Origin of the sequence: Streptomyces sp. NPDC046925, from assembly GCF_040644915.1 — a bacterium.
In the GTDB taxonomy this organism is placed as follows: Bacteria; Actinomycetota; Actinomycetes; order Streptomycetales; family Streptomycetaceae; genus Streptomyces.
This window is the reverse complement of the sequence record NZ_JBEYWZ010000004.1, coordinates 93,478-114,368: the sequence shown is the minus strand read 5'-3', so window position 1 is coordinate 114,368 and position 20,891 is coordinate 93,478. Positions and strand designations below refer to the sequence as shown.

The window sequence follows — 20,891 nt, the reverse complement described above, 5'->3', positions numbered from 1 at the left end:
AGCGGGGCAGCGGCTCGCGGTACGTGGGTCGTGGGGGCCCCTGGCGGGCCGGGCACGTCAGGCCTCGGGGACCGGTTCCAGGGTCAGGATCGGGCGCAGGTTCTCGTCGGCGCGCAGCCGCTCGAGCCACACGACGATGTGGGCGGCGCTGGTGCGGTGCGAGGCGTCGTTGAGCACGTCGTGCAGGCCCGCGTGCAGAATGCCGAAGGTGGCGTGCGGCAGGCGTCCGGCGAGAGTGCGGGCCTGCTCCAGCGGTGTCACCGCATCGGCCGCACCGTGCAGGATCAGAGCGGGCAGGGCGGGGCGGGCGTGAGCCAGAAGGTGCTCCGGCACGGGGGCGGAGAGCTGCCCGCGCTCGAAGTCGGCGTCGGTGGTGAGCTTTTGGCGGTGGGTGGGGCAGGCGGTGCGCGCTTCGAGTTCGGCGTCCCAGTCGGCGGGGCCGGACGGCGCAGCCGTCGTGGTGGCGGTTCCGGCCGCGATGATGCCCGCCAGCGGCAGCCGCGGGTCACCCCCGGCCGCGAGGTGCAGCGCCTGGAGGGCTCCCGTGTCGCTGCCCACCAGGACCACCGGGGTGGTCGCGTCCGGGCCTATGGCTGCCTCCGCGGCTGCCCGTACGTCTTCCAGGGAGTCACCGGCGGTGGTGTCCAGGGCGTGCACGACGTATCCGTCGACGGCCAGGCGGCGGCCGAGGCGTTCGTAGACCAGGCCGTGTTCGCCGCGTCCGGGCAGGACGACGAGCGTTCCGCGCGGTGCGATGCCGGTGGGCGGCTGCCAGGTGCGGGCGGGTGTGGTGGTGGCGAGGTCGGTCATCGGGTGCTTCCTGCGGGGGTGAGGGGCGTGGCGGTGGCCGCGCGGTGGGCGAGTTCCTGGCGGACCAGGGGCAGCAGATGGCGGCCGTAGTCGATCGCGTCGTCGAGGGGGTCGAAGCCGCGGATGAGGATCGTGGTGACGCCGATGTCGATGTAGTCGAGAAGGGCCCGGGCGACGGTTTCCGGGGTGCCGACCAGGGCGGTGGTGTTGCCGCCCGCTCCGGTTGCCGTGGCGGTGGGGGTCCACAGGGCGCGGTCGTGGAGGTCGCGTTTGGCGGCCGCTGCCAAGAGCCGCCGGGATCCGGTGTTCTGCGGTGAGGTGCTGCCGGTGTGGTGGCGGGCCTGGTCGAAGAAGGGGCGTCCGGCTCCGGACTTGATGGTGTCGAGGATGCGGTGGGCGCGGTCCCAGGCGAGTTCCTCGGTCGGCGCGAGGACGGGGCGGAAGGAGACGCTGATGCCGGGCGGTTCGGCACGGCCCGCGGCTTCGGCGGCCTCGCGTACGGAGGCGATCTGCGCGGCGGTCTCGGCGAGCGGTTCGCCCCACAGGGCGAAGGTGTCGGCGTGCTTGCCGCCCACGCGGTAGGCCGCTTCGGAGGAGCCGCCGAAGTAGAGCGGAATGCCGTCGGGGCGGTAGGGCAGCACGCCGGGGGCGTAGTCCTCGAAGCGGTAGTGGCGGCCCTCGTGGCTGATGGCATCGGTGGCGGACCAGGCGCGGCGCAGGATGCCCAGGTATTCGTCGGTGCGGTCGTAGCGCTCGTCCTTGTCCAGGTAGTCGCCGTCGCGGCGCTGTTCGGTGTCGTTGCCGCCGGTGATGGTGTGGACGGCGACGCGGCCCTCGGTGAAGTGGTCGAGGGTGGCGAAGCTGCGCGCGGCCAGGGTCGGGGCGATGAAGCCGGGGCGGTGGGCGACGAGCAGGCCGAGCCGGTCGGTGCGGGCCGCGACGTGCGCGGCGACCTGGAGGCCGTCGGGCCGCGAGGAGCTGTAGCCGATGAGGATGCGGTCGAATCCGGCGTCCTCGTGGGCGCGGGCGAAGCGGGTGGTGTAGGCGGCGTCGATCAACGGGCCTTGCGCGGGCCTCGTTTCGGAGCTGTCCCGGGTGCCGATCATGCCGATGAACTCGACGGACGACGGGCTGGTCATGGTCATGTGCCTTTCGGTGCGGTGTGGCGGTCGCGGTGGGTGTGACGGTCGAGTGCGGCACGTCCTGCCGCGCTGAGGACGGAGTCGTCCTGCGGGGTGTGGACGCGGCTGCAGAGCACGTCGCGGTAGTGGCGCTGGAGCGGGTTGGCGCGGGTGAGGCCGTGGTTGCCGGTCAGCGCAAGGGCCTGTTCCACGGCGTTGATGGCGGCGCGGGTACCGGTCACTTTGGCCATGGCCGCCTGCTCCACGGCGCTGTGGTCGCCCGCGTCGACGCGGGCGGCGAGGGTGTCGACCAGGGTGGTGGCGCCGGTGAGTGCGGTGTCGATCTCGCCGACGGCGGTCTGGAAGCGGGGCAGCGTGGCCAGCGGCGCGCCGAGTGCGGTGGGCACGCGTTCGTGGAGGAAGCCGATGAGCCAGTCGCGGGCGGCCTCGGCGACACCGAGGTAGAGCGCGGTCAGACCCAGTGCGTTCCAGGCGCCGGTGGTCGGGTCGGGGCGGGCGCCCGGGACGGCTCCGGGTTCGGCCAGGCCGATGACGTCGTCGGCCCGCACGGGTACGGCGTCGAGCAGGACGTCGTCGCTGCGGCTCGCGCGCAGTCCGACGTGGTCCCAGGTGGGCTCGATGCTCAGGCCGGGACTCGGGGCGCGGACGATGAACGAGCCGACGCGTACGGGGTCCTCGTCGGTGCGGGCGAAGACGAGCATCCGGCTCAGCCCGACCGCTCCCGTCGAGTAGATCTTGCGGCCGGTCAGGGCCCAGTGGTCGCCGTTCCGCCGTGCGGTCGTGGCGGGCAGGCCGCCGCGCACGGGGCTGCCCAGCTCGGGTTCGACGCGCAGGGCGTTGACGAGGGCGGGGTGCGTGGCGCTCTCGGCCAGCAGGTTGGCGTACGCCTCGGCCGGCCAGGCGGGGGTGCGGGCTTCGGCCGCGTGCACGAAAAGCGTCATCGCGGTGACCAGGGCGACGGCCGGGTCGCCGGTGCCGAGGGCACGCAGGATGCGCACGGTGTCGGCCAGTCCGGCCCCCGGTCCGCCGTGTCGCGGCGCGACGGTCGCGGTGAGCAGCCCCGCTTCGTGCACGAGGGCGACCCCTTCGTCGGGGAAGGTGGCGTCACGGTCATGCTCGGCGGCGCGGTCGGCGAGGGCGTGGGTCAGCCCGGGCAGGCGAGCGAGGTCGAGGGGCGGCAGCGCGGCGGGCCGGCTGTGGGTGGCAGCTCGGGGACGGGTGGGGGTCTTCGGGGTGCGGGTCACGGGGTCTCCGGCCGTCGGGGGTGCGGGGTGGGGCCGTGGTCGACTTGCTGGAGGCACGGGCGGCTCGGGGTGCCGGGGGTGTCTCGGAGCGGGAGCGGCGTCGCGTGGCGTGGGATTCCTGCGCCGTCCTGGAGCGGGGGCGGCTGTCGCACTGTCACGGGTGGGGCTGCTCCTTCGTATCTCTCCGCCTGGACCAGGGCGTGTTGGCCGGTGCAGCCCTGGGTGAGGCGGGAGCTGGGGATGTCGGCGGTGAGGGTATTGGGGTTGCCGTGCACGCACAGGGGCGGCCCGTCGTCGCCGGGTGCCGGGTCGAACCAGGCGCCGGTGGGCAGGCGCAGCACGCCGGGCCGCAGGCCTGAGGTGATGCGGGCTCCGGCCAGCACGGCGCCGCGGTCGTTGAAGAGACGCACGACATCTCCGTCGCGGATGCCGCGGGCGGCCGCGTCGTCGGGGTGCAGTTCGACCGGCTCCCGGTCTGCGACTTTCGAGGCGAGGCTGTGCGCGCCGACGTCGTTCTGGCTGTGCAGCCGCGTGGCGGGCTGGTTGGCGATCAGGAGCAGGGGGTGGCGTGCAGCGGCGGGAGCTCCGTGCCATGCGTCGGGTTCGAGCCAGGCGGGGTGGCCGGGGCAGTCGGTGAGGCCGAAGCCGTCGATGGTGGCGGAGGCCAGCTCGATGCGGCCGCTGGGCGTGTCGAGGCGGTAGGTGTCCGGGTCGCGCCGGAAGTCCTCGAAGAGGGTGAAGTCGCGCGGTCCTTCGGGCAGTTCCAGCTCGCCCGCCGCCCAGAAGGCAGCGAATTCGGGGACGGCGGCGCCTTGGGCGAGCTGGTCCGTGCGCCATTGACCGTAGAGGTGCTCGAGCCACTGGCGCGGGGTGCGACCCTCGGTGAAGCGTGCGGCGAAGCCGAGGCGGGCGGCGAGGCCCGCCAGGATCGTGTGGTCGTCGCGGGCCTCCCCCACCGGGTCGGCCGCCTGGTGCATGGCGATCAGGTGGGTGTCGCGCCGGCCTCCGCCGAAGTCCTCGCGCTCCAGGGTGGTGGTCGTGGGGAGCACGATGTCGGCGTGCCGGGCGGTGGCCGTCCAGTGGGGTTCGTGGACGACGATCGTTTCGGGGCGGGTGAAGGCCCGGCGCAGCCGTCCGAGGTCCTGGTGATGGTGGAAGGGGTTGCCGCCGGCCCAGTGGACCAGGCGGATGTCGGGGAAGGTGCGGCGCCGGCCGTCGTAGTCGTAGCTTTCGCCGGGGTTCAGCAGCAGGTCGGCGATGCGGGCGCAGGGGATGAACTCGTCGACGGGATTGGGGTCTTGGGGCAGGTGTGGGAGGCGGATCGGGGGTCCGTGGTCTCCGACGTCGCCCATGGAGCCGTAGCCGTGCCCGAAGCCCGCGCCGGGCAGGCCGATCTGGCCGAGCATGGCGGCCAGGGCGAGGCCCGCCCACACGGGCTGCTCGCCGTGCTGGATGCGTTGCAGCGACCAGGTGACGGTGATCAGGGTGCGGGAGGCGGCCATGCGCCGGGCCAGCCCGCGGATGGCTTCGGCGTCCAGGCCGCAGATCCGGGCCGCCCATGCGGCGCTCTTGACCGTGCCGTCCGCCGCGCGGCCCACGAGGTAGCGGGCGAAGGTGTCGAAGCCGACCGTGCAGCGGTCGAGGAAGGCCCGATCGTGCAGGTTCTCGGCGAGGAGGGTGTGCGCCAGGCCCAGCATGAGCGCGGTGTCGGTGGCCGGTGCCACCGGGTACCAGGTGGTGTCCAGGCTCTCGGGCAGGTCGGCCCGCAACGGGCTGACCAGGGCGATACGGGTTCCGGTTCGCGCGAGGTCGGCGAGGTGCCCCGGCGTGCGGTGGCGGGTGACTCCGCCGGGGGTGACGTGCACGTTCTTGGCGGGGATGCCGCCGAACGCCACGATCAGCTCGGTGTGTGCGGCCAGCGTGGGCCAGCTGGATGCGGCCCGCAGGACGGCCTGAGCGCCTGCCCGGCCCACGAGGTGGGGCAACAGGACGAGCGAGGCGCCCAGACTGTAGGAGTTGCGGGAGGCGGTGTAGCCGCCGAACTGGGCCAGAAAGCGGTGCAGTTGGCTCTGCGCGTGGTGGAAGCGGCCGGCCGATGCCCAGCCGTAGGAGCCGCCGAACACCGCCTGCGGGCCGTGTTCGTCGCGTACGCGGGCCAGCTCTGCCGCCACAAGGTCGAGTGCCTCGTCCCAGGTGACCTCGACGAACGGCTCACGTCCGCGGCCACGGCCCGTGCCGGGCCCGTGTTCGAGCCAGCCGCGCCGCACGGCGGGCCGCCGCACGCGGGTGGGGTGGCGCAGCGCTCCTGCCACGTTGCCCAGGAGCGGTGACGGCGAGGGGTCTTGCGGGTGGGGCCGCAGGTCGAGCGAGCCGTCGGCGGCGGTCCGCACGCCGTAGGCGCCCCAGTGCGAGGTGGTCGGCAGGTGCCGGGCGGGGGCAGGGCTCGTGTGCCGGGCGGGGGCGGAGGTCATGCGGGCACCGCGGGGTCTTCCAGGGCGGCAGGGGCGACGTCCTCGGCCTGGTCGCGGACCAGCCGGATGAGCGTGCCGTAGTCGCGTGCGTCCGCCAGCGGCGAGAAGCCGCGGATGAGCAGGGTGGAGACACCCAGGCCGACATAGTCGAGCAGTGACTCGGCGACCTGTTCGTAACTGCCCACCAGTGCCGTGGAGTTGCCCGCCGCGCCGGTGGTCTTGGCGATGGCCGTCCACAGCCGCTTGTCGTGCACCTCGCCCCGGGCCGCGTACTCAAGGAGCCGCTGGGAGCCGCGCTGTTCGCTGTGGTCGAGAGGGAACGCCTTGCGTGCCTCGCCCGCCCGCTCCTTGGTCAGGCGCAGGATCTCGCGGGCCCTCTCCCAGGCCTCGGCCTCGGTGGCGGCGGGGATGGGTCGCAGGCTGACGCTGAAGCGGGGGTCGCGGCCGTGGGGGCGGGCGGCGTCGCGCACTTCGCGGATGCGCTGGGCTATGCCGTCCAGTGGCTCGCCCCAGAAGGCGTAGACGTCCGCGTGCCTGCCGCCCACCCGGACCGCGTCCGCGGAGGCGCCGCCGAAGTACACGGGGATGGGTGTGTGGGACCGCACCGCCGACAGCCCTCCCCTGACCCGGTAGAACTCGCCGTCGTGGTCGAAGGGCCGGCTGGCCGTCCACTCCTTGCGGACGACGTCCAGGAAGTCGTCCGTACGGCGATAGCGCGTGGGCTTGTCGGTGAAGTCGCCGTCGCGGGCCTGGTCCGCGTCGTCTCCGCCGGTGATGACGTGCAGGGCGATCCGTCCGGGGTGGAAGGCGTCGAGCGTGGCGAACTTGCGGGCGGCCAGGGTCGGCGCCACGAAGCCGGGCCGGTGGGCGAGCAGGACGCCGAGCCGGTCGGTGTGGGTGAGGATCTGGTCGGCGACGATGAAGCCGTCCGGGCTCGCGGAGGAGTGGGCGACCAGGACACGGTCGAAGCCCGAGGTCTCGTGGGCGCGGGCGAGGTCGCGCAGGTAGCCCGGCTGCACCACGGGGCCGCGGGCATGGCCCGACTCGGTCTGTGCGGAGATGCCGTCACGCCCTGCGACGGGGGTGCCCGAGCCGCTCTCGCTGGTCTCCTGGGTGGCGGCTATGCCGATGAACTCGATGGCCATGAGGGGTCTCCGGGGGTGAGTGATGAGGTGGGGCCGGGTGGGGCGAGGGGGCACTCAGTGGAGGCGGTCGCGCCAGGTGGCGGCGTGGTGGCAGGCGACGGTGAGGGATGTCTCGGGCGACGTGAGCCGGTCATCCGTCCCGGGCGACGCGAGTCCGTGGGCCGCCCCCGGCGACGCGGGTCCGTCAGCCGTCCTGGCCGACGCGCCCCCGACCGTCGCCGAGGCAGGCTCCTCGCGGCACTCGGCGCCCGCGAACCGGCACCGTGGCGCGAAGACGCAACCCTCGTCGTCCGGCCACGGCGCGCGGTCGGCGGACGCGCGCAACTGGGCGGGCAACAGGCGGTGTTCGCGGCGCACGCTGGGTGCCGATGCGGTGAGCAGGGCGGTGTACGGGTGCCGGGGGTGTGCGAGGACGTCGCCGATGGGTCCCTGTTCGACGAGTCTGCCGCGGTAGAGGACGGCCACCCGGTCGGCGATCCCGGCCAGGGAGCTGAGGTCGTGGGAGATGACCACGACGGCCAGGCCCAGTTCGCGGCGGAGCCGCTGGAGCAGGCTCAGGACGAGGTTGCGGTTGGAGGCGTCCAGGGCGCTGACGGGCTCGTCGGTCAGGAGCAGCCGGGGGCGGGTGACGATGGCGCGGGCCAGGGAGACCCGCTGGCGCTGGCCGCCGGAGATCTGGCCGGGGGTGCGTGAGCCGAAGACGTCCGGGTCGAGGCCGACGAGCGTCAGGGCCTCGTCGGCGCGCGCGGCGCGCTCCCGCCAGTCCAGGGCGCCGACCGCCGCGAGGGGTTCGGCGACGATGCGGCGGACGGTCAGCTCCGGATCCTGGGAGCGCAACGGGTCCTGGAACATGTACTGGACGCGGCCCGAGCGCCGGAAGTCCCGCAGTGCGCCTCTGCGCAGCGTGGTGAGGTCGCGGCCGCCGAACGCGATGCGGCCCGCGTCGGGGCGGACCAGGCCGACGGTGGCGCGGGCCAGGGTGGTCTTGCCGGAGCCGGTCTCACCGATGATGCCGACGATCTCCCCTGCGCGTACGTCCAGTCGCACGTCGCTGAGCACGCGGGCGCTCTTCGCGGCGCCGCCCACGACGCGTGCGGCGCGCCGGCCGTAGGAGACGGCGAGCCCTTGGATCTGCAGGAGCGGTGCTTCGGGTGCGCCCGCGTCGGGCTGCTGGCCCGGTCGGGTTGTCGGGGCGCTGCTCACAGGGCGGCTCCTTGTACTGCTGCGGTACGGTCGGCTGCCGTCGCGCCGCCGTCATCTGCCGCGCCCGGTGGTTCCGTTGACCAGGTCGGACGCAGGCAGCGTGCCCGCCTGCCGGTGTCGAGCGTGCGCAGGGCGACAGGGCCGTCCGTGCACTGCGGGGTGACGTAGGCGCATCGGTCGGCGAAGCGGCATCCGGGCAGGTCGGCGCCTGTCTCGGGCGGGCGTCCCGGAATGATGTCGAGCTCGCGCCGCCCCCAGTCGCCGACGGACGCCACCCGTAGAAGCGCCTCGGTGTACGGGTGCGCGGGCGCCTCGAGGACCTGTGGGGTCGGGCCGTCCTCGACGATCTCGCCCGCGTACATCACGACGACGCGGTCGCAACTCTCGGCGACCACCGCGAGGTCGTGCGTGACGAGCAGGAGCGCGAGTCCCTGCTCCTTGCGGAGGCTCCCCAGCAATTCGAGGATTTCCGCCTGGATGACGACATCGAGTGCCGTCGTCGCCTCGTCGGCGATGAGGAGCTCCGGATCGCAGGAGACGGCGATCGCGATGAGGACGCGCTGCAGCATGCCGCCCGAGAGTTCGTGCGGGTACTGGTGGTAGAGCTCCTCCGGGCGGTGCAGTCCCACGGCGGCGAAGAGCTCCACGGCACGGGTGTGCGCCGCCGGGCGCGACAGGCCCCGGCCCACGCGCAGTTGCTCGGCGAGCTGCCGTCCGACGGTGAGCGAGGGGTTGAGGTAGGAGGCGGGCTCCTGGAAGACCGCTCCGACCCGCCTGCCCCGTACGCCGTTCCAGCCCTTGCGGGTCAGCGCGGTCAACTCCGTCGTGGCGTCGGCGTCGCCCTCGCGGACGGCGAGGGTGATGCGCCCCTGGCCCACCTCGCATCCGGGAGGCAGTACGCCCAGGACGGCGCGGCAGGTCAGGCTCTTTCCGCTGCCGGACTCCCCCACCAGGCCGACGGATTCGCCGCGTGCGAGGCTCAGAGACACGTCGCGTACGGCGCGTGCGGCGCCGCCGATGGTCACGTCGAGTCCCTCGACGGCGAGGACGGGCCGGTGTTCCGTGCGGTCGGTGGCTTCAACGGGCCGTGACATGGTGTTCGGCCTCCTTCAAGTCCTGGGTGGTGTGCGCACTCCCGTGCACGTGAGCCGTGGTGCGTTGCTGGGCCGCGACGGTCCGGGACGCCGGGGCGGTGACCGGTGCGGCGGCTGCGGGTGCGGGTGCCGCGAGGTCACCGGCATCCGGTACACCGCTGTCGCGGATCGCGTCGGCCAGGAGGTTGAGCGATCCGACGGTGATCATGATCGCGGCGCCCGGAATAAGGGGCGCCCAGGGCTGCTGGGCGAGGTAGCCCAGGTCAGAGGCGAGCATGCCGCCCCAGGTGGGCGCGGGCGGCTGGACGCCGAGCCCGAGGAAGGTCAGCGAGGAGACGACGAGGAGTGCCTGGCCGACCATCTGGGCCGTGGTCACCGCGACCGTCGGCAGGATCTTGCCCCAGACATGGGTGCGCAGGATCCACCACCGCGAGGCACCCATCAGCTCGGCCGCCTCCACGTACTGCGCCTGCTTGAGGCCGAGCGCCGCGGCCCGGGTGACGCGGAAGTACAGGGGAGCGAACAGCACGCCGAGGGCCGCCATCGCCTGGTGCATGCCGTTGCCCAGGGCGCCGACCACGGCGATCGCGAAGACCGTGAACGGCATGATCATCAAGGTGTCGGCGGCACGCTGCGCGGTCCATTCGAAGGTCCGGCCCAGCCATACGGACGCGACTCCGGGCACGATACCTAGCAGCATCGCGGTGGCGACGGCTTCAAGGGCTCCGACCAGGGAGAGGCCGGTGCCGTCGAGGAGGCGGCTGAGTACGTCGCGGCCCAGGTAGTCGGTGCCCAGGAGGTGGCTGCCGCTGGGCCCTTGCAGCATGTCCGAGGGATTCTGGCCCAGCGGATCGTGCGGGGCCAGCGTGCCGCCCGCCACGGCCAGCAGGGCCACCAGGACGAGGACGGCGAGCGCGACGCGGGCCGAACTCCTGCGCCAGGTACGGCGGAGAACCCTCATGCCGTGCCCCCTGCCGTGCCGGCGCCTCGACGGCGCGTGGTGCTCCGGCGGGCGGCCGGGTTGAGGGCGGCGAGCGCCGCGTTGACCGCGACGTTCGCGGCGAGCACCACGGCGACGGTGACCAGGAGGGTGCCCTGGATGACGGGGATGTCGTGGCGCTCGGCGGCCTGGAGGGAGAGTTGGGCGATACCGGGCAGGTTGAAGATCTTCTCGGTGACGACCGCGCCGCCCAGGATGACGGGCACGCTCACGCCCAGGACGGTCAGCGCGGGCCCCGCCGCGTTGCGCAGCACGTGCCCGAACAGGACACGCCGGGCGGAGAAGCCCCGCATCTCGGCGCCGGTCACGTAGTTCTCCCGCAGCGCGCCGACGAGGGAGGTGCGCAGTTGCCGGGCGATGGAGGCGGCGGCGTCCAGGCTCAGCGCGAAGGCGGGCAGGATCGCGTAGCGCAGCCAGGGGCCGAGTCCGGAGCCCAGCGGTTCGTAGCCGCCGGTGGGCAGCGCACCGAACTGGACGGCGAAGACGACGATGAGCACGATGCCGATCAGAAAGGGCGGCAGGGTGGCGAGGGCCGAGCAGACGAGCGTCACGGCGCGGTCGATGCGGCCGCCGTTGTCGAGCGCGGCAGCGATGCCCGCGCCGCCCCCGATCACCACGGCGAGCAGCAGCGCGAGCCCGGCGATGGACAGGTCCACGGGCAGGGCCTGGCCGATGCTGTCGGCCACGGGGACGCCGGTGAACCACGAGACGCCCAGGTCGCCGGTGAACGCGCCGCCGAGCCAGGTGAAGTACTGCACGTACAGCGGCCGGTCGAGGCCGAACTCGGCCTCCATGCGGGCGATGTCCGCCGGGGTCGCCGTATCACCGAGGACGGCGGCCGCCGGGTTGGCGTCGGACAGCGCGCCCAGGGCAAAGGTCAGCAGCGAGGCGAGGACGAAGACGGTGGCGGTGGTGGCGAGCACCCGGCCCAGGGGGCGGGGCGCGGCGGCCAGGCGGCGGGAGAGCGGGGCCCACGTGCGGCGGCCGGTGGCGGAGGACGGTTTCTTGTCCGGGAGCGCGGAGGGCGGTTTCGCGTCCGGGAGTGCTGAGGTGCTCACGAGACGGTGACCCCCTCGAATCGCTGGACGACCGTGTAGGAGGGGATCTCGGAGACCTTGGGGCTGCGGGCGAGAATGCGCGGCACGGTGTACAGGAACACGTTGGGCATGGTCCGTACGGCGATGCCGGTGGCCTTCTGGAGCACCTCGGGGTACTTCGGGTCGTCGAGCGGGGTGCGGCGCACGGCGTCGAGGGCCTTTTCCAGTTCGGGTGCGACGGTCCGGCCGGGGTTCATCAGGCCTTCCTTGCCGAAGAGGACCTGGAAGCCCTGGACGGCGGAGTCCCGCCCGGCGAACTGGTCGACGTACAGGGCCTTGGCCCGCTGGATGTACACGATCTGTGTCGACTGGTCGGCGGGGATCGTCTCGATTTCGGCGGTGATGCCGACTTTCTTGAGCTGGGCCTGGATCAACTCGGGTACGCCCTCGCCGTTCTGGGCGGACAGCGTGATCTTGAGTCCGTCGGCGTGGCCCGCCTTGGCGAGGAGTTCCCTGGCCTTCCCGGGGTCGTAGGGGAAGAGCTTGTCGAGTGTTTCGTCGTGACCGGCGTAGCCGTGCGGGAAGGGCTGGCGGGTGGCCTGGCCGTAGCCGAACGACGCTGTCTTCAGGAGCTCTTCGCGGTCGATGGCGTACTTCAGCGCGAGTGCCACATCGGGGTCGGTGAAGGGCTCCCTGCCGATGTGCACATCCAGTACGGCCACCACCATGGACGGGATGACCTGGACCTTCAGGCCCGCGGCCTTGGCCGCCTTGACCTGGCTGCCGGGTATCTGCGCGACGTTGTACTGCCCCGACTTGAGGGAGGCGACGACCGTGGAGGGCTCGGGGAGCGGGTAGAGCTCGAAGTTCTGCGTCGTGATGTGTCCGGCGTCCCAGTAGGCGGGGTTGGCGCGCAGCACGGCCTTGGAGTTCTCGACGTAGGAGGCCAGGGTGTAGGGCCCGGCGCCCGCGGGCTTGGTGGCCAGTCTCGCCGCGTTCTTCTCGAAGGCCTTCGGGTTGACGACCATGCCGGTCTTTCCCGCGAGGAGTGCGGGGATCTGGAAGTCCGGTTCTTTCAGGTGCAGTTCGACGGTGTGTTCGTCGACGGCGGTGACCGTCTTGACCCCGATGAGCTGGGCGGCGATGAGCGACTTCTTGTAGTCGCGGCCCCGCTCGATGCTCTTCTTCACCGCGGTGGCGTCGATGGGGCTTCCGTCGCTGAACTTCAGGTTTTTGCGGAGGGTGAAGGTAACGACCGTGCCCTCGTCGTCGTACGTCCAGGAGCGGGCCAGGGCGGGGACGGCTTCGCCCTTCTCGTCGAGCTTGGTGAGGCCCGCGTAGACCAGGGAGAGCGAGTGCACGTCCCATCCGGCCGACGAGGTGACCGGATCCCATGAAGTCGGCAGGTCCCAGCCCCACTTGAGGACCCCTCCCCCGCCGGCTCCGCCTGCCGTGGACTCACCCCCGCAGGCCGACAGGGCAAGGGCCGCACCGGCGCCGAGCGACATGCCCAGGAAGGCGCGGCGGCCGGGGGCGGGCAGCCGGGCAGGGGGCGGAGCGCCGGCGTCGGCCGATGCTCCGGAGGGGAAGGGTGTGCCGGACTTCGGCATGGGTGCGCACCTTTCTGGGCCGTGCCGGACCGCCTGTGCGGACGGACGAAGCCATGGGTCGCCCGGTGTGCGGGGGCACGGGCGAAGGAGGTGGGGAGGAGAGGGGTGTTGCGCGGCGGGTCGCGGCGTCACTCGCACCGGCCTGCCGTCGGGCCGTCGCACCGGGTCGGGCAAGGGCCGTCAGCGGGAGAAAGGATCGCGGCGAGGAAGCGAGGAGGATCGACGCGGGCTCGTGTCGGCGGAGTACGTGCGCCGTGAGGCATTCAGTACGTGCCGACGCAACGGGAAGTCGACTGTCCCCGCAGCTCAGGGAAGCCGTGCTGCGGCACGGCCACCGGACGGAGGCTGTGCCGCACCGCCCGGCAAAGAGCAGGGACGCCGGGACCGGAGCTTCGCCAGGGGCGGCCGGTCGACCGGGTCAGCGACAGAGCGCGCTGGAGGTGCGCAGATAGTCCACGTAGCGGCAGACCACGCCGGGGTGCATCGAAGGCATGCCCTGCATCCTCACGGCCGCGGCCCCGCCCTGTCAATGGACACCTTTAGGTGTCTCATTGTCCGAGACCCCGACGACCTGCGCCTTCCCTCAATCCGTGAGCCGTCAGGGGGTGTTCGACGTCAGCCGTGCGTCCGTGTCGCGGGGTGCGTGGCCGCCTCCTCCGGGTGCAGCCACAGCGGGCCGTTGCCCGTCTCGACGCGCACCGCATCGCGCGGCACGACGGACGTACCCGCAAGCAGTTCCAGCTCCCGCCGGGTGAGACTGCGCCACTGCGCCAACGCCGCGTCGGCCGCGAGGGGTTCGGGCACGGCGAAAGGCGCCGGCTGCCCGGCGGCTGTCGTCGCCGCCGCGAGGTAGGTCTCCGGCGGGCGCCATCCCGGCACGCAGACGCGCCCGCCGGGCCCGTCGAACAGCAGGGTCGGCAGCGCGAAGCGGTACCGCTCCTCCCCCACTTCCTTGGCCCGCCCCGGATGCGGTCCCGGCCCTTGCAGATCCCGCACCTCGGGCAGCGGCCTGCGCGTTGCTGCCCAGTCCGCGCGGACCGCGGCGAGGGTGTCGGGGTGCGTCAGATCGGCGAGCAGCCTGTCCCGGTCGAGCCCGGGCACGCCGTCCACGGCGTCGGCCGCCGCCTCGGGCGTGTCGGCCGGTTCGCCCAGGACAAAGGTCGTCTCGCGCAGCCTGCGCAGCACCCGTTCGGCGACCTGCTCGCCCTGCGCCTCGGCGGCCTTGGCGGCCAGGGACGCGGGCCAGCTCGTACGGGTCAGCCAGTGCAGCCGGGCGGCATAAGGGGCGCGGGTGTGCGCGCTGACGTCCTTGATGAAGCCTTCGTACCAACGGGCCTCGGCATCGGGGTCGGGCGCCGGATCGTCGTCCTCGTCGAAGAGGATCCCGAACACCCGGCGCCACCGCAGCTGCGGCCGCAGACTGTGCCGCAGCAGCCGGAAGACGGGGTCGGATCCCCAGGCCCACGGGCAGGCCGCGTCGGTGAACTCGGTTACCTCGACGAGAGCCGCGGGGACACGGGCGTCCGGGGGCGGTGCGGCGCTCATGCCGGTACGGCCGCGGAGATCTCGTGCGCGCTCCCGCCGCCTTCGATGCCCGCGGTCTCCGTTGCGCGCTCGGCGAGCGCCGCGATGCTCGTGCCGTCCAGGACCGCCCGTGCGGCCGCCTCGGTCGCACGCCACAGGTCCGGCAACCCGCCGGCCGCGGCGGGGTAGCCGAGCCCTTCGGGGCGCTCGCCCCGCACGGTGAAGAACTCGCCGTCGACGGCGGTCATCACCTCGCCGACCGTGATCGAGTGCGCGTCCCGTGCGATCCAGTAGCCGCCCTCGCAGCCGCGCTGACTGCGCACCAGACCGGCCGAACGCAGGTCCCTGAAGACCGACTTGAGGAAGCGGAACGGAATGTCCTGCACGGAGGCGATGGCCTCGCACGTCAGTGGCCGCGCGCTGTCGGCCGCCAGCTCGACCAGCGCCCGCACCGCGTAGTCCGCCTTGGCAGAGATCTGCATGTGCACCGTCTTCCCGAAGCATCCGTACGTACCGACCGCCCCCGGGGGCACGGCGCCGAACGGCCGCCCCGACGACAATGGACACATCTTGACATCCATTCGCCCGGCTCTCTACGGTCGCCCAAGGATCTTGGGTACGCCGTCCGCCGGCCGAGCGCCCGCCACCGCCTCGCCGCGGGCCGCTATCGGTGGCCAACAGCGGCGTGCGCCCGCCCCATTCCGGCCCGGCCGTCACGGCCCGCCCCGACGAGCAGGATTCCCATGGCCCCGCACACCGCGCCCACGCCGTCCGACGACGAGCCGTCCGCCGCCCCTCACGACGCCTTCCACCCGGACCTTCCCGGCCACGACGGCGCCGCACTGCCGCTGAGCGCCCGCCTCCACCACATCCGCGCCGATGCCCTGGACGGCGACACCGCCCAGACGGGCGGCATGCGGCGCTTCGCGGCGATCAGCGGCGCGAGCGTCGGATCGGAGCGCATCTGGATGGGCCAGACCCACGTCGCCCCGGACACCGCCTCCTCCAACCACCACCACGGAGCCTCCGAGACGGCCATCCATGTCATCAAGGGGCACCCGGAGTTCGTCTTCCTGGACGACTCCGGCGGCACCCCCGAGGAGATCCGGATCCGCACGGCACCGGGCGACTACATCTTCGTCCCGCCCTACGTCCCGCACCGCGAAGAAAACCCCAGCCCCGACGACGAGGCCGTCGTGGTCATCGCCCGCAGCACCCAGGAGGCCATCGTGGTGAACCTGCCGGAGCTGTACGTACTGGGCAGCGAGGCCGACGCCGGCCACCCGGAGGCCTGACCGCGAGGAAACCCCTCAAGGCGCCCGCCTGGTGGCCGACATCTCATCACAGGAACGGAGTTGGCGTACCGCGCACGGTTGACCGCGGAGCCGCCGGTGATGACCATGGCCTCCGACAGGCGGCACGGGGTGCGCATCAGCGGGGGTGTGATGGCGCGGTCACGGCGGGGAGTGTCGATTCTCGGCGCCGTCATTTCGGTGGGCGGCCTCGCTGTCCTGCTCGCCGTGCCCGGAGTGCTGCAGTCCACCGATGTCAGCACGCCGTGGATGCTGGCCACCGGAGTGGTCGTCGCCAGTGCGGGAGGAATCTGCACGGACCTGGTCAAGCAGAGACTCCAGCGCACCGCCAACGGCCGGGAGGTCGCTCTCGACGGGTGCATCCGGCTCCCCGGCGACAAGCGGCTCCCGCTGGTGGCCGACATCGACGACCCGACCCTCGTCGGCGTCAGACCCACCTGGCCGGTCGACACCGGGCCGCCGTCACCGCCGTACGTGCGGCGAGACGTGCACGAGGGCCTGGTGGCGCAGTTGCAGGCCGGCAAGTTCGTCCTGCTGGTCGGCGACCGGTTGTCGGGTACGACACGGACTGCGTACGAGGCGGTGCGTGCGGCTGTTCCGGGACACACACTGATCGCGCCCAGCAGCCCCGGCGTGGACAAACTGCGCGCCGTCATCGAGCACGCCAAGAACCTGCCCCGTGCAGTGGTGTGGCTGGACGACCTGGATCAGTACCTGGTGCCGGGCGGCCTCACCTTCCAGGATGTCCGGCATCTGGTCGGCGGCGGCCACCACCGCGCCATCATGGCAACGATAAAGATCAGCAACCTGAACCAGTTGCAGAGCGATGCCTCTTCGGAAGCTCAGGAAGCCAGGCGCGTCCTGCGGGACCCCAAGCCGGTACCGCTCGAATGCAGGCTGACAGGAAGCGAACTGGACCGCGCGCGGGCCCTGTCGGCCGACGAGCGCATCGGCGCCGCGCTGCGCCCGCCCCGGGAGTTCGGTCTTGCCGAGTACATCGGCGCCGGCCTGCCCCTCTTCGACCGCTGGCGCAACGCCTCGGGCACGGGGGCCTATCCCCGCGGAGCGTCGCTGGTCAGTGCCGCCGTCGACTGCCGCCGTCTGGGCCTGACCCGCCCGCTGGCCCGCGCGATGCTGGAGGACCTGCACACCCTCTACCTGGCCCATCGCCCGCGCCTGCGTCCCGAGCCCGTCCCCGAGGCGTGGGACTGGGCCCTGCAGCAGCATGAAGGAACCCTCTCCCTGCTGATGCCGGCCACGCCGCACAGCGACAGCGCGCCGCTGGACGTGTTCCGGTATCTGGTGGACGCCAGAGAACGCGAGGACAGCGAACGTGCCACGGGACCCGAGTGGGTGCCCGATGACATCTGCACGAGCGTCCTTGCTCTCGCCGCCCCCCATGAGGCCGAGGCCATTGCCTCGACCGCCCACAGCTACGGGCGCTACACCACCGTGCGCCGCGCCTTCGCTCATGCCATCGCGCAGTACTCCCGCCGGCACAGCCCCGAGGACGAACGGACACTGGCCGCCCGGTTCGGGTTCGCCCGCTGGCTGCACGTCATCGGCGCCTTCACCGAAGCCGAGGAGGTCGTCCGTGCGGTCCTTCGCGTGCAGGAGCAGACGCTGGGCGCCGGTCATCCCAGTGCTCTGGCCAGCCGTCAGCAGCTGGCTCTGCTGCTGTTCGAGAAGGGCCGGCCGGAGGCCGCCGTGGCCGAGTGTGAAAGTGTCCTCGCGCGGCGGATCGAGCTGCTCGGCGAGGAGGCACCCGAGACGTTGGAGAGCCGTATCGCCCTGACCTCCATGCAAGACCGTCAGGAGTCGCCGCACACGGCAGCGGCGCGCCTGCGGGCGGACACCGATGCCCGCGTCGCCGACCCGGACCTGGGCCCCGGCCACTATGCGACCCTGACCTCGCGCTTCTCCCTCGCCATCGCCCTGTGGCAGCTGGGACAGACGCATCACGCACAAGAGGAGTGCCACACCGTGCTGGAGGGGCGGCGCCGGGCGCTGGGCCACGCCCATCCCGACACCCTGGAAGTCCTCGGCACCCTGGCCTCCTGGCGCGGGCAGGCGGGAGACGCCGCGGGAGCGGCAGCGGGTTTCGCGGAACTGCTGGCCGCTCAGGAACTCACGCTGCCAGCCAGCCACCCGTCCCTGCGGGGCACGCGGAGACTGCTCGCCCACTGGCTGGACCGCGCGGCGGAAGCGGACGCCTGACGGTGCGTGCGGCGTCAGCCCCGCACTGCGTGCCGAGACCGGGCCAGGAGCGCGGGTCGCGTGGTAACTTCCGTATACAAGGTGTATGCGATCTCTGGGGGTAGCGGTGGCGTCGGGTCGGGAGAAGGCGTACGCGTATCTCAAGGACACGGTGCTGACGGACCCCGCGATGCAGGGGGAGTTCCTCTCCGAGCAGGACATCGCCGATCGGATCGGCGTCTCGCGCACCCCGATCCGCGAGGCGTTGCTTCTTCTCGCCGCCGAGGATCTGGTCGAACTGGTGCCCAAGCGCGGGGCCCGCGTCGCCCCGCTGTCGGGGCGTGAGATCACCGAGCTGATGCAGCTGCGCGGCATCGTCGAGCGGTACGCGGCGCAGCACGTCATCGGCACGGGCCAGGCCCCGGTGCGGGAGTTGGGCGACTTCCTGGAGCGCCAGCGCACGCTGAGCGGCCCCGACCAGGCCAAGGAATTCATCGACGTGGACCACCAGTTCCACTCGACGCTCGTGTCGGCCGTGGGCAACGCCCTGCTGGACCGGCATTACGAGGGACTGCGCAGCCGCCAGGTGCGGGCCGGTGTCGTGGCCCTCTACAACCAGCAAGGCCGTCAGGACGCGGTCCTCGACGAGCACCGGACGATCGTGGACGCGCTGGAAGCCGGCGACGCGCAGGCCGCGTGCGCCGCGATCGACAGTCACCTGGAGTCGACGCTGAAGGTGCTGCTCGCCGGGTAGGCAGTAGACGCAGACCGGGCCGGAGAGCTCTGGCGGGAGCCCACCGGCCCGGCGGGGCAGGGGTGTTGCGGGCCGCGGCCCGCCCGGTTCAGTTCCCCAGCCGCCGGTTGGCAAGGACCGGGATCTTCGCGCGGACCTCCGCGACCTCATCGGCGTCGACCTCCGTCATCAGCAGCTCGGGCCCGGCCCCCAGACGGCTGCGTACGGTCCCGTCGGGGCCGACGATCATGCTGTGTCCCACTCCGGTGGGCGCCGTGCCCGCAGCCGCCACTCCCCCTGCGGCCGGGTCGGCCTGGCCGACGGCGGCCACCCACAGCGTGGCGTCCAGGGCGCGGGCGCGCACCAGCAGCTCCCACTGATCGACCTTGCCGGGGCCCGCGCCCCACGAGGCTGCCAGCAGCGTCGCGGTGGCCCCGGCGTCGGCGTGCGCCCGGAACAGCTCGGGAAAGCGCACGTCGTAGCACGTGGCCAGGCCCAGACGTACGCCCTGCACGTCGATGGTGACGACCTGCGATCCGGCGGCGACGGTGTCGGACTCCGCGAAGCCGAACGCGTCGTAGAGATGGATCTTGTCGTACGTCGCTTCGACGCCGCGCCCCGTGGCCAGCAGCGTGTTGGTCACCCGGCCGTCCGAAGCCGGGGTGAACATGCCCGCCACGACGGTGACGCCCGCGGCCTCGGCGATGGCGCGGACCTTGTCGGCCCACGGGCCGTCCAGGGGTTCGGCGAGCGGCGCCAAGGAGGTGCCGAAGCAGGCCATCGACGCCTCGGGGAACACGACGACGTCCGCGCCGGCGTCCGCCGCGCGTGAGGTCCATTCCTCGATGAGGGCGAGGTTCTTGCCGGGTTCGGGACCGGTGGTGAGCTGGCTCAGCGCGATGCGCACGGTGGACCGCCTTTCGGGTGGTGTCGGTTCGGGTGGGGTCGGTTCGGGGTGGTGTCGGGTGGGCCGGATAGGGCGAACCTAACGGGCGGGGCGGGCGCTCACGGGACGCGGGCGGCGGACTCGGCCTCCGCTGCGGCGCCGCCGAGCAGCGCGTCCTCCTCCTCGGCGTGGTCGGAGTCCCTGCCCAGGACGAGTCCGACGAGGGTCACGGCCGCCGCCGCTGCGAGATAGAGCGCCAGCGGAACCCAGCTGTCGAAGGAACTGAGCAGGGCGGTGAACAGCAGCGGGGCGACCGCTCCGCCGATGAGGCCCGCCAGGGTGTAGGCGAGGGAGGAGCCGGTGTAGCGCAGCCGGGGTGAGAACTGCTCGGCGACGAAGGCCGCCTGCGGGCCGTACATGAAGGAGTGGATGGCCAGCGCCACGACGACGCCGCACACGAGGAGGATCCAGCTGCCGCCGTCGACCACGAGGAAGAACACGAACGGCCAGACCCCTGCGGCCAGGGCGGAACAGCCGTACAGCACACGGCGGTTGACCCGGTCGGACAGGGCGCCGGCCAGGGGGATGAGGAAGATCTGCAGGAAGGATCCGAGCAGGACGGCCGTCAGGGCCGAACCGCGGGTCATGCCCAGTTCGTCGGTGGCGTAGGTGAGCACGAACACGGTGAACATCGCGTACAGCACGTCGGGGGCGACCCGGCTGAGTATGGCCGCGCACAGGGCGCGGGGCTGGGTGGTGAAGACCTCGCGGATCGGCGCCTGAGGCTGCGATTCCTCGGCTTCCATGGCCTTGAAGACCGGTGTCTCCTCCAACTTGGCCCGAATCCACAGGCCGAAGGCGACCAGGGCGCCGGACAGCAGGAAGGCCACGCGCCAGCCCCAGGACAGGAACTGCTCCTCGGTCAGGAGCACGCCCAGAGCCGCGAGGACGCCGTTGGCCAGGAGGTTTCCCGCGGGCGGTCCGATCTGTGCGGCGGATGCGTAGAAACCGCGGCGGCGCGGGTCGCCGAACTCGCTGGACAGCAGGACCGCGCCGCCCCATTCGCCGCCGACCCCGACGCCCTGCGCGAAGCGCAGCAGGACCAGGGCGATGGGGGCGGTGACGCCCGCGGTGGCGTAGGTGGGCAGGACCCCGATGAGGAACGTGGCCGCGCCGATGAGGACCAGCGTGGCGATGAGGACCTTCTTGCGGCCGATCACGTCGCCGAGCCGGCCGAAGACGAAGCCGCCGAGAGGGCGTGAGACGTAGCCGACGGCGTAGGTGGAGAACGCCAGGAGGGTGCCGGTGAGGGGGTCCTCCGAGGGGAAGAAGAGGTCGCCGAAGACCAGTGCCGCGGCGGCGGAGTAGACCGCGAAGTCGTACCACTCCAGAGCGGTCCCGGTGAGGCTGGCGAAGAAGGCCCGGCGGATGCCGGAGCGGTCCGGCGAGACCGCCGGCGGGCCCTTGGGGGTGTGCTGCATGC

General features: G+C 72.6%; 17 protein-coding genes. 3 read left to right on the top strand and 14 right to left on the bottom strand.

The features are described 5' to 3' along the window. Positions 1 to 57: 57 nt before the first annotated feature. The 12 genes from ABZ906_RS18795 to ABZ906_RS18740 form a co-directional block, all read right to left on the bottom strand. On the bottom strand, positions 58 to 810 hold the full coding sequence (locus ABZ906_RS18795; protein WP_361383571.1) for an alpha/beta hydrolase: 753 nt from the start codon (positions 808 to 810) through the stop codon (positions 58 to 60). Then, on the bottom strand, positions 807 to 1,955 hold the full coding sequence (locus ABZ906_RS18790) for an LLM class flavin-dependent oxidoreductase (RefSeq protein ID WP_361187747.1): 1,149 nt from the start codon (positions 1,953 to 1,955) through the stop codon (positions 807 to 809). Before ABZ906_RS18790 ends, ABZ906_RS18795 begins: the two co-directional genes overlap by 4 nt. Further along, entirely contained in the window at positions 1,952 to 3,196 is a 1,245-nt protein-coding gene (locus ABZ906_RS18785) for an acyl-CoA dehydrogenase family protein (protein ID WP_361383568.1), read from the bottom strand. The genes ABZ906_RS18790 and ABZ906_RS18785 overlap by 4 nt, the downstream gene beginning before the upstream one ends. After that, positions 3,193 to 5,667 carry a molybdopterin-dependent oxidoreductase gene (locus ABZ906_RS18780; protein WP_361383565.1) on the bottom strand — a complete coding sequence of 825 codons (2,475 nt, stop codon included), beginning with the start codon at positions 5,665 to 5,667 and terminating at the stop codon, positions 3,193 to 3,195. The genes ABZ906_RS18785 and ABZ906_RS18780 overlap by 4 nt, the downstream gene beginning before the upstream one ends. Then, a complete protein-coding gene (locus ABZ906_RS18775; protein ID WP_361383562.1) occupies positions 5,664 to 6,812 on the bottom strand; it encodes an LLM class flavin-dependent oxidoreductase in 1,149 nt (382 codons plus the stop codon). The genes ABZ906_RS18780 and ABZ906_RS18775 overlap by 4 nt, the downstream gene beginning before the upstream one ends. Before the next feature lie 54 nt (positions 6,813 to 6,866). Next, positions 6,867 to 8,015: an ABC transporter ATP-binding protein gene (locus tag ABZ906_RS18770; RefSeq protein ID WP_361383559.1), complete on the bottom strand. Its 1,149-nt coding sequence runs from the start codon at positions 8,013 to 8,015 to the stop codon at positions 6,867 to 6,869. After that, positions 8,012 to 9,109 (bottom strand): ABC transporter ATP-binding protein, encoded by a 1,098-nt coding sequence (locus tag ABZ906_RS18765; RefSeq protein ID WP_361383556.1) that lies wholly within the window; start codon positions 9,107 to 9,109, stop codon positions 8,012 to 8,014. Before ABZ906_RS18765 ends, ABZ906_RS18770 begins: the two co-directional genes overlap by 4 nt. Next, on the bottom strand, positions 9,093 to 10,070 hold the full coding sequence (locus tag ABZ906_RS18760) for an ABC transporter permease (RefSeq protein ID WP_361383553.1): 978 nt from the start codon (positions 10,068 to 10,070) through the stop codon (positions 9,093 to 9,095). Before ABZ906_RS18760 ends, ABZ906_RS18765 begins: the two co-directional genes overlap by 17 nt. Then, positions 10,067 to 11,167 (bottom strand): ABC transporter permease, encoded by a 1,101-nt coding sequence (locus ABZ906_RS18755; RefSeq protein ID WP_361383550.1) that lies wholly within the window; start codon positions 11,165 to 11,167, stop codon positions 10,067 to 10,069. The genes ABZ906_RS18760 and ABZ906_RS18755 overlap by 4 nt, the downstream gene beginning before the upstream one ends. Continuing rightward, positions 11,164 to 12,756, bottom strand: coding sequence for an ABC transporter substrate-binding protein (locus ABZ906_RS18750; protein WP_361383547.1), 1,593 nt, complete (start codon positions 12,754 to 12,756; stop codon positions 11,164 to 11,166). Before ABZ906_RS18750 ends, ABZ906_RS18755 begins: the two co-directional genes overlap by 4 nt. A gap of 615 nt (positions 12,757 to 13,371) precedes the next feature. Continuing rightward, positions 13,372 to 14,301: a DsbA family protein gene (locus ABZ906_RS18745; RefSeq protein WP_361383544.1), complete on the bottom strand. Its 930-nt coding sequence runs from the start codon at positions 14,299 to 14,301 to the stop codon at positions 13,372 to 13,374. Continuing rightward, a complete protein-coding gene (locus ABZ906_RS18740) occupies positions 14,298 to 14,762 on the bottom strand; it encodes an Rrf2 family transcriptional regulator (RefSeq protein WP_361187773.1) in 465 nt (154 codons plus the stop codon). The genes ABZ906_RS18745 and ABZ906_RS18740 overlap by 4 nt, the downstream gene beginning before the upstream one ends. A gap of 261 nt (positions 14,763 to 15,023) precedes the next feature. Here ABZ906_RS18740 and ABZ906_RS18735 point away from each other — a divergent pair, with 261 nt between their 5' ends. The 3 genes from ABZ906_RS18735 to ABZ906_RS18725 all read left to right on the top strand — a co-directional run bounded on the left by ABZ906_RS18735 (position 15,024) and on the right by ABZ906_RS18725 (position 18,543). Continuing rightward, entirely contained in the window at positions 15,024 to 15,575 is a 552-nt protein-coding gene (locus tag ABZ906_RS18735; RefSeq protein ID WP_361187776.1) for a cupin domain-containing protein, read from the top strand. A gap of 99 nt (positions 15,576 to 15,674) precedes the next feature. Continuing rightward, complete coding sequence (locus ABZ906_RS18730; protein ID WP_361383541.1) at positions 15,675 to 17,810, top strand: tetratricopeptide repeat protein; 2,136 nt, start codon at positions 15,675 to 15,677, stop codon at positions 17,808 to 17,810. A gap of 106 nt (positions 17,811 to 17,916) precedes the next feature. Continuing rightward, positions 17,917 to 18,543 (top strand): GntR family transcriptional regulator, encoded by a 627-nt coding sequence (locus ABZ906_RS18725; protein WP_361384823.1) that lies wholly within the window; start codon positions 17,917 to 17,919, stop codon positions 18,541 to 18,543. 88 nt (positions 18,544 to 18,631) lie between these two features. Here the strand turns inward: ABZ906_RS18725 and ABZ906_RS18720 are convergent, their stop codons facing one another. Next, positions 18,632 to 19,429, bottom strand: a complete 798-nt coding sequence (locus ABZ906_RS18720) for a carbon-nitrogen hydrolase family protein (RefSeq protein WP_361187781.1) — start codon at positions 19,427 to 19,429, stop codon at positions 18,632 to 18,634. A gap of 98 nt (positions 19,430 to 19,527) precedes the next feature. Next, entirely contained in the window at positions 19,528 to 20,889 is a 1,362-nt protein-coding gene (locus tag ABZ906_RS18715) for an MFS transporter (protein WP_361383538.1), read from the bottom strand. Positions 20,890 to 20,891 lie beyond the last annotated feature (2 nt).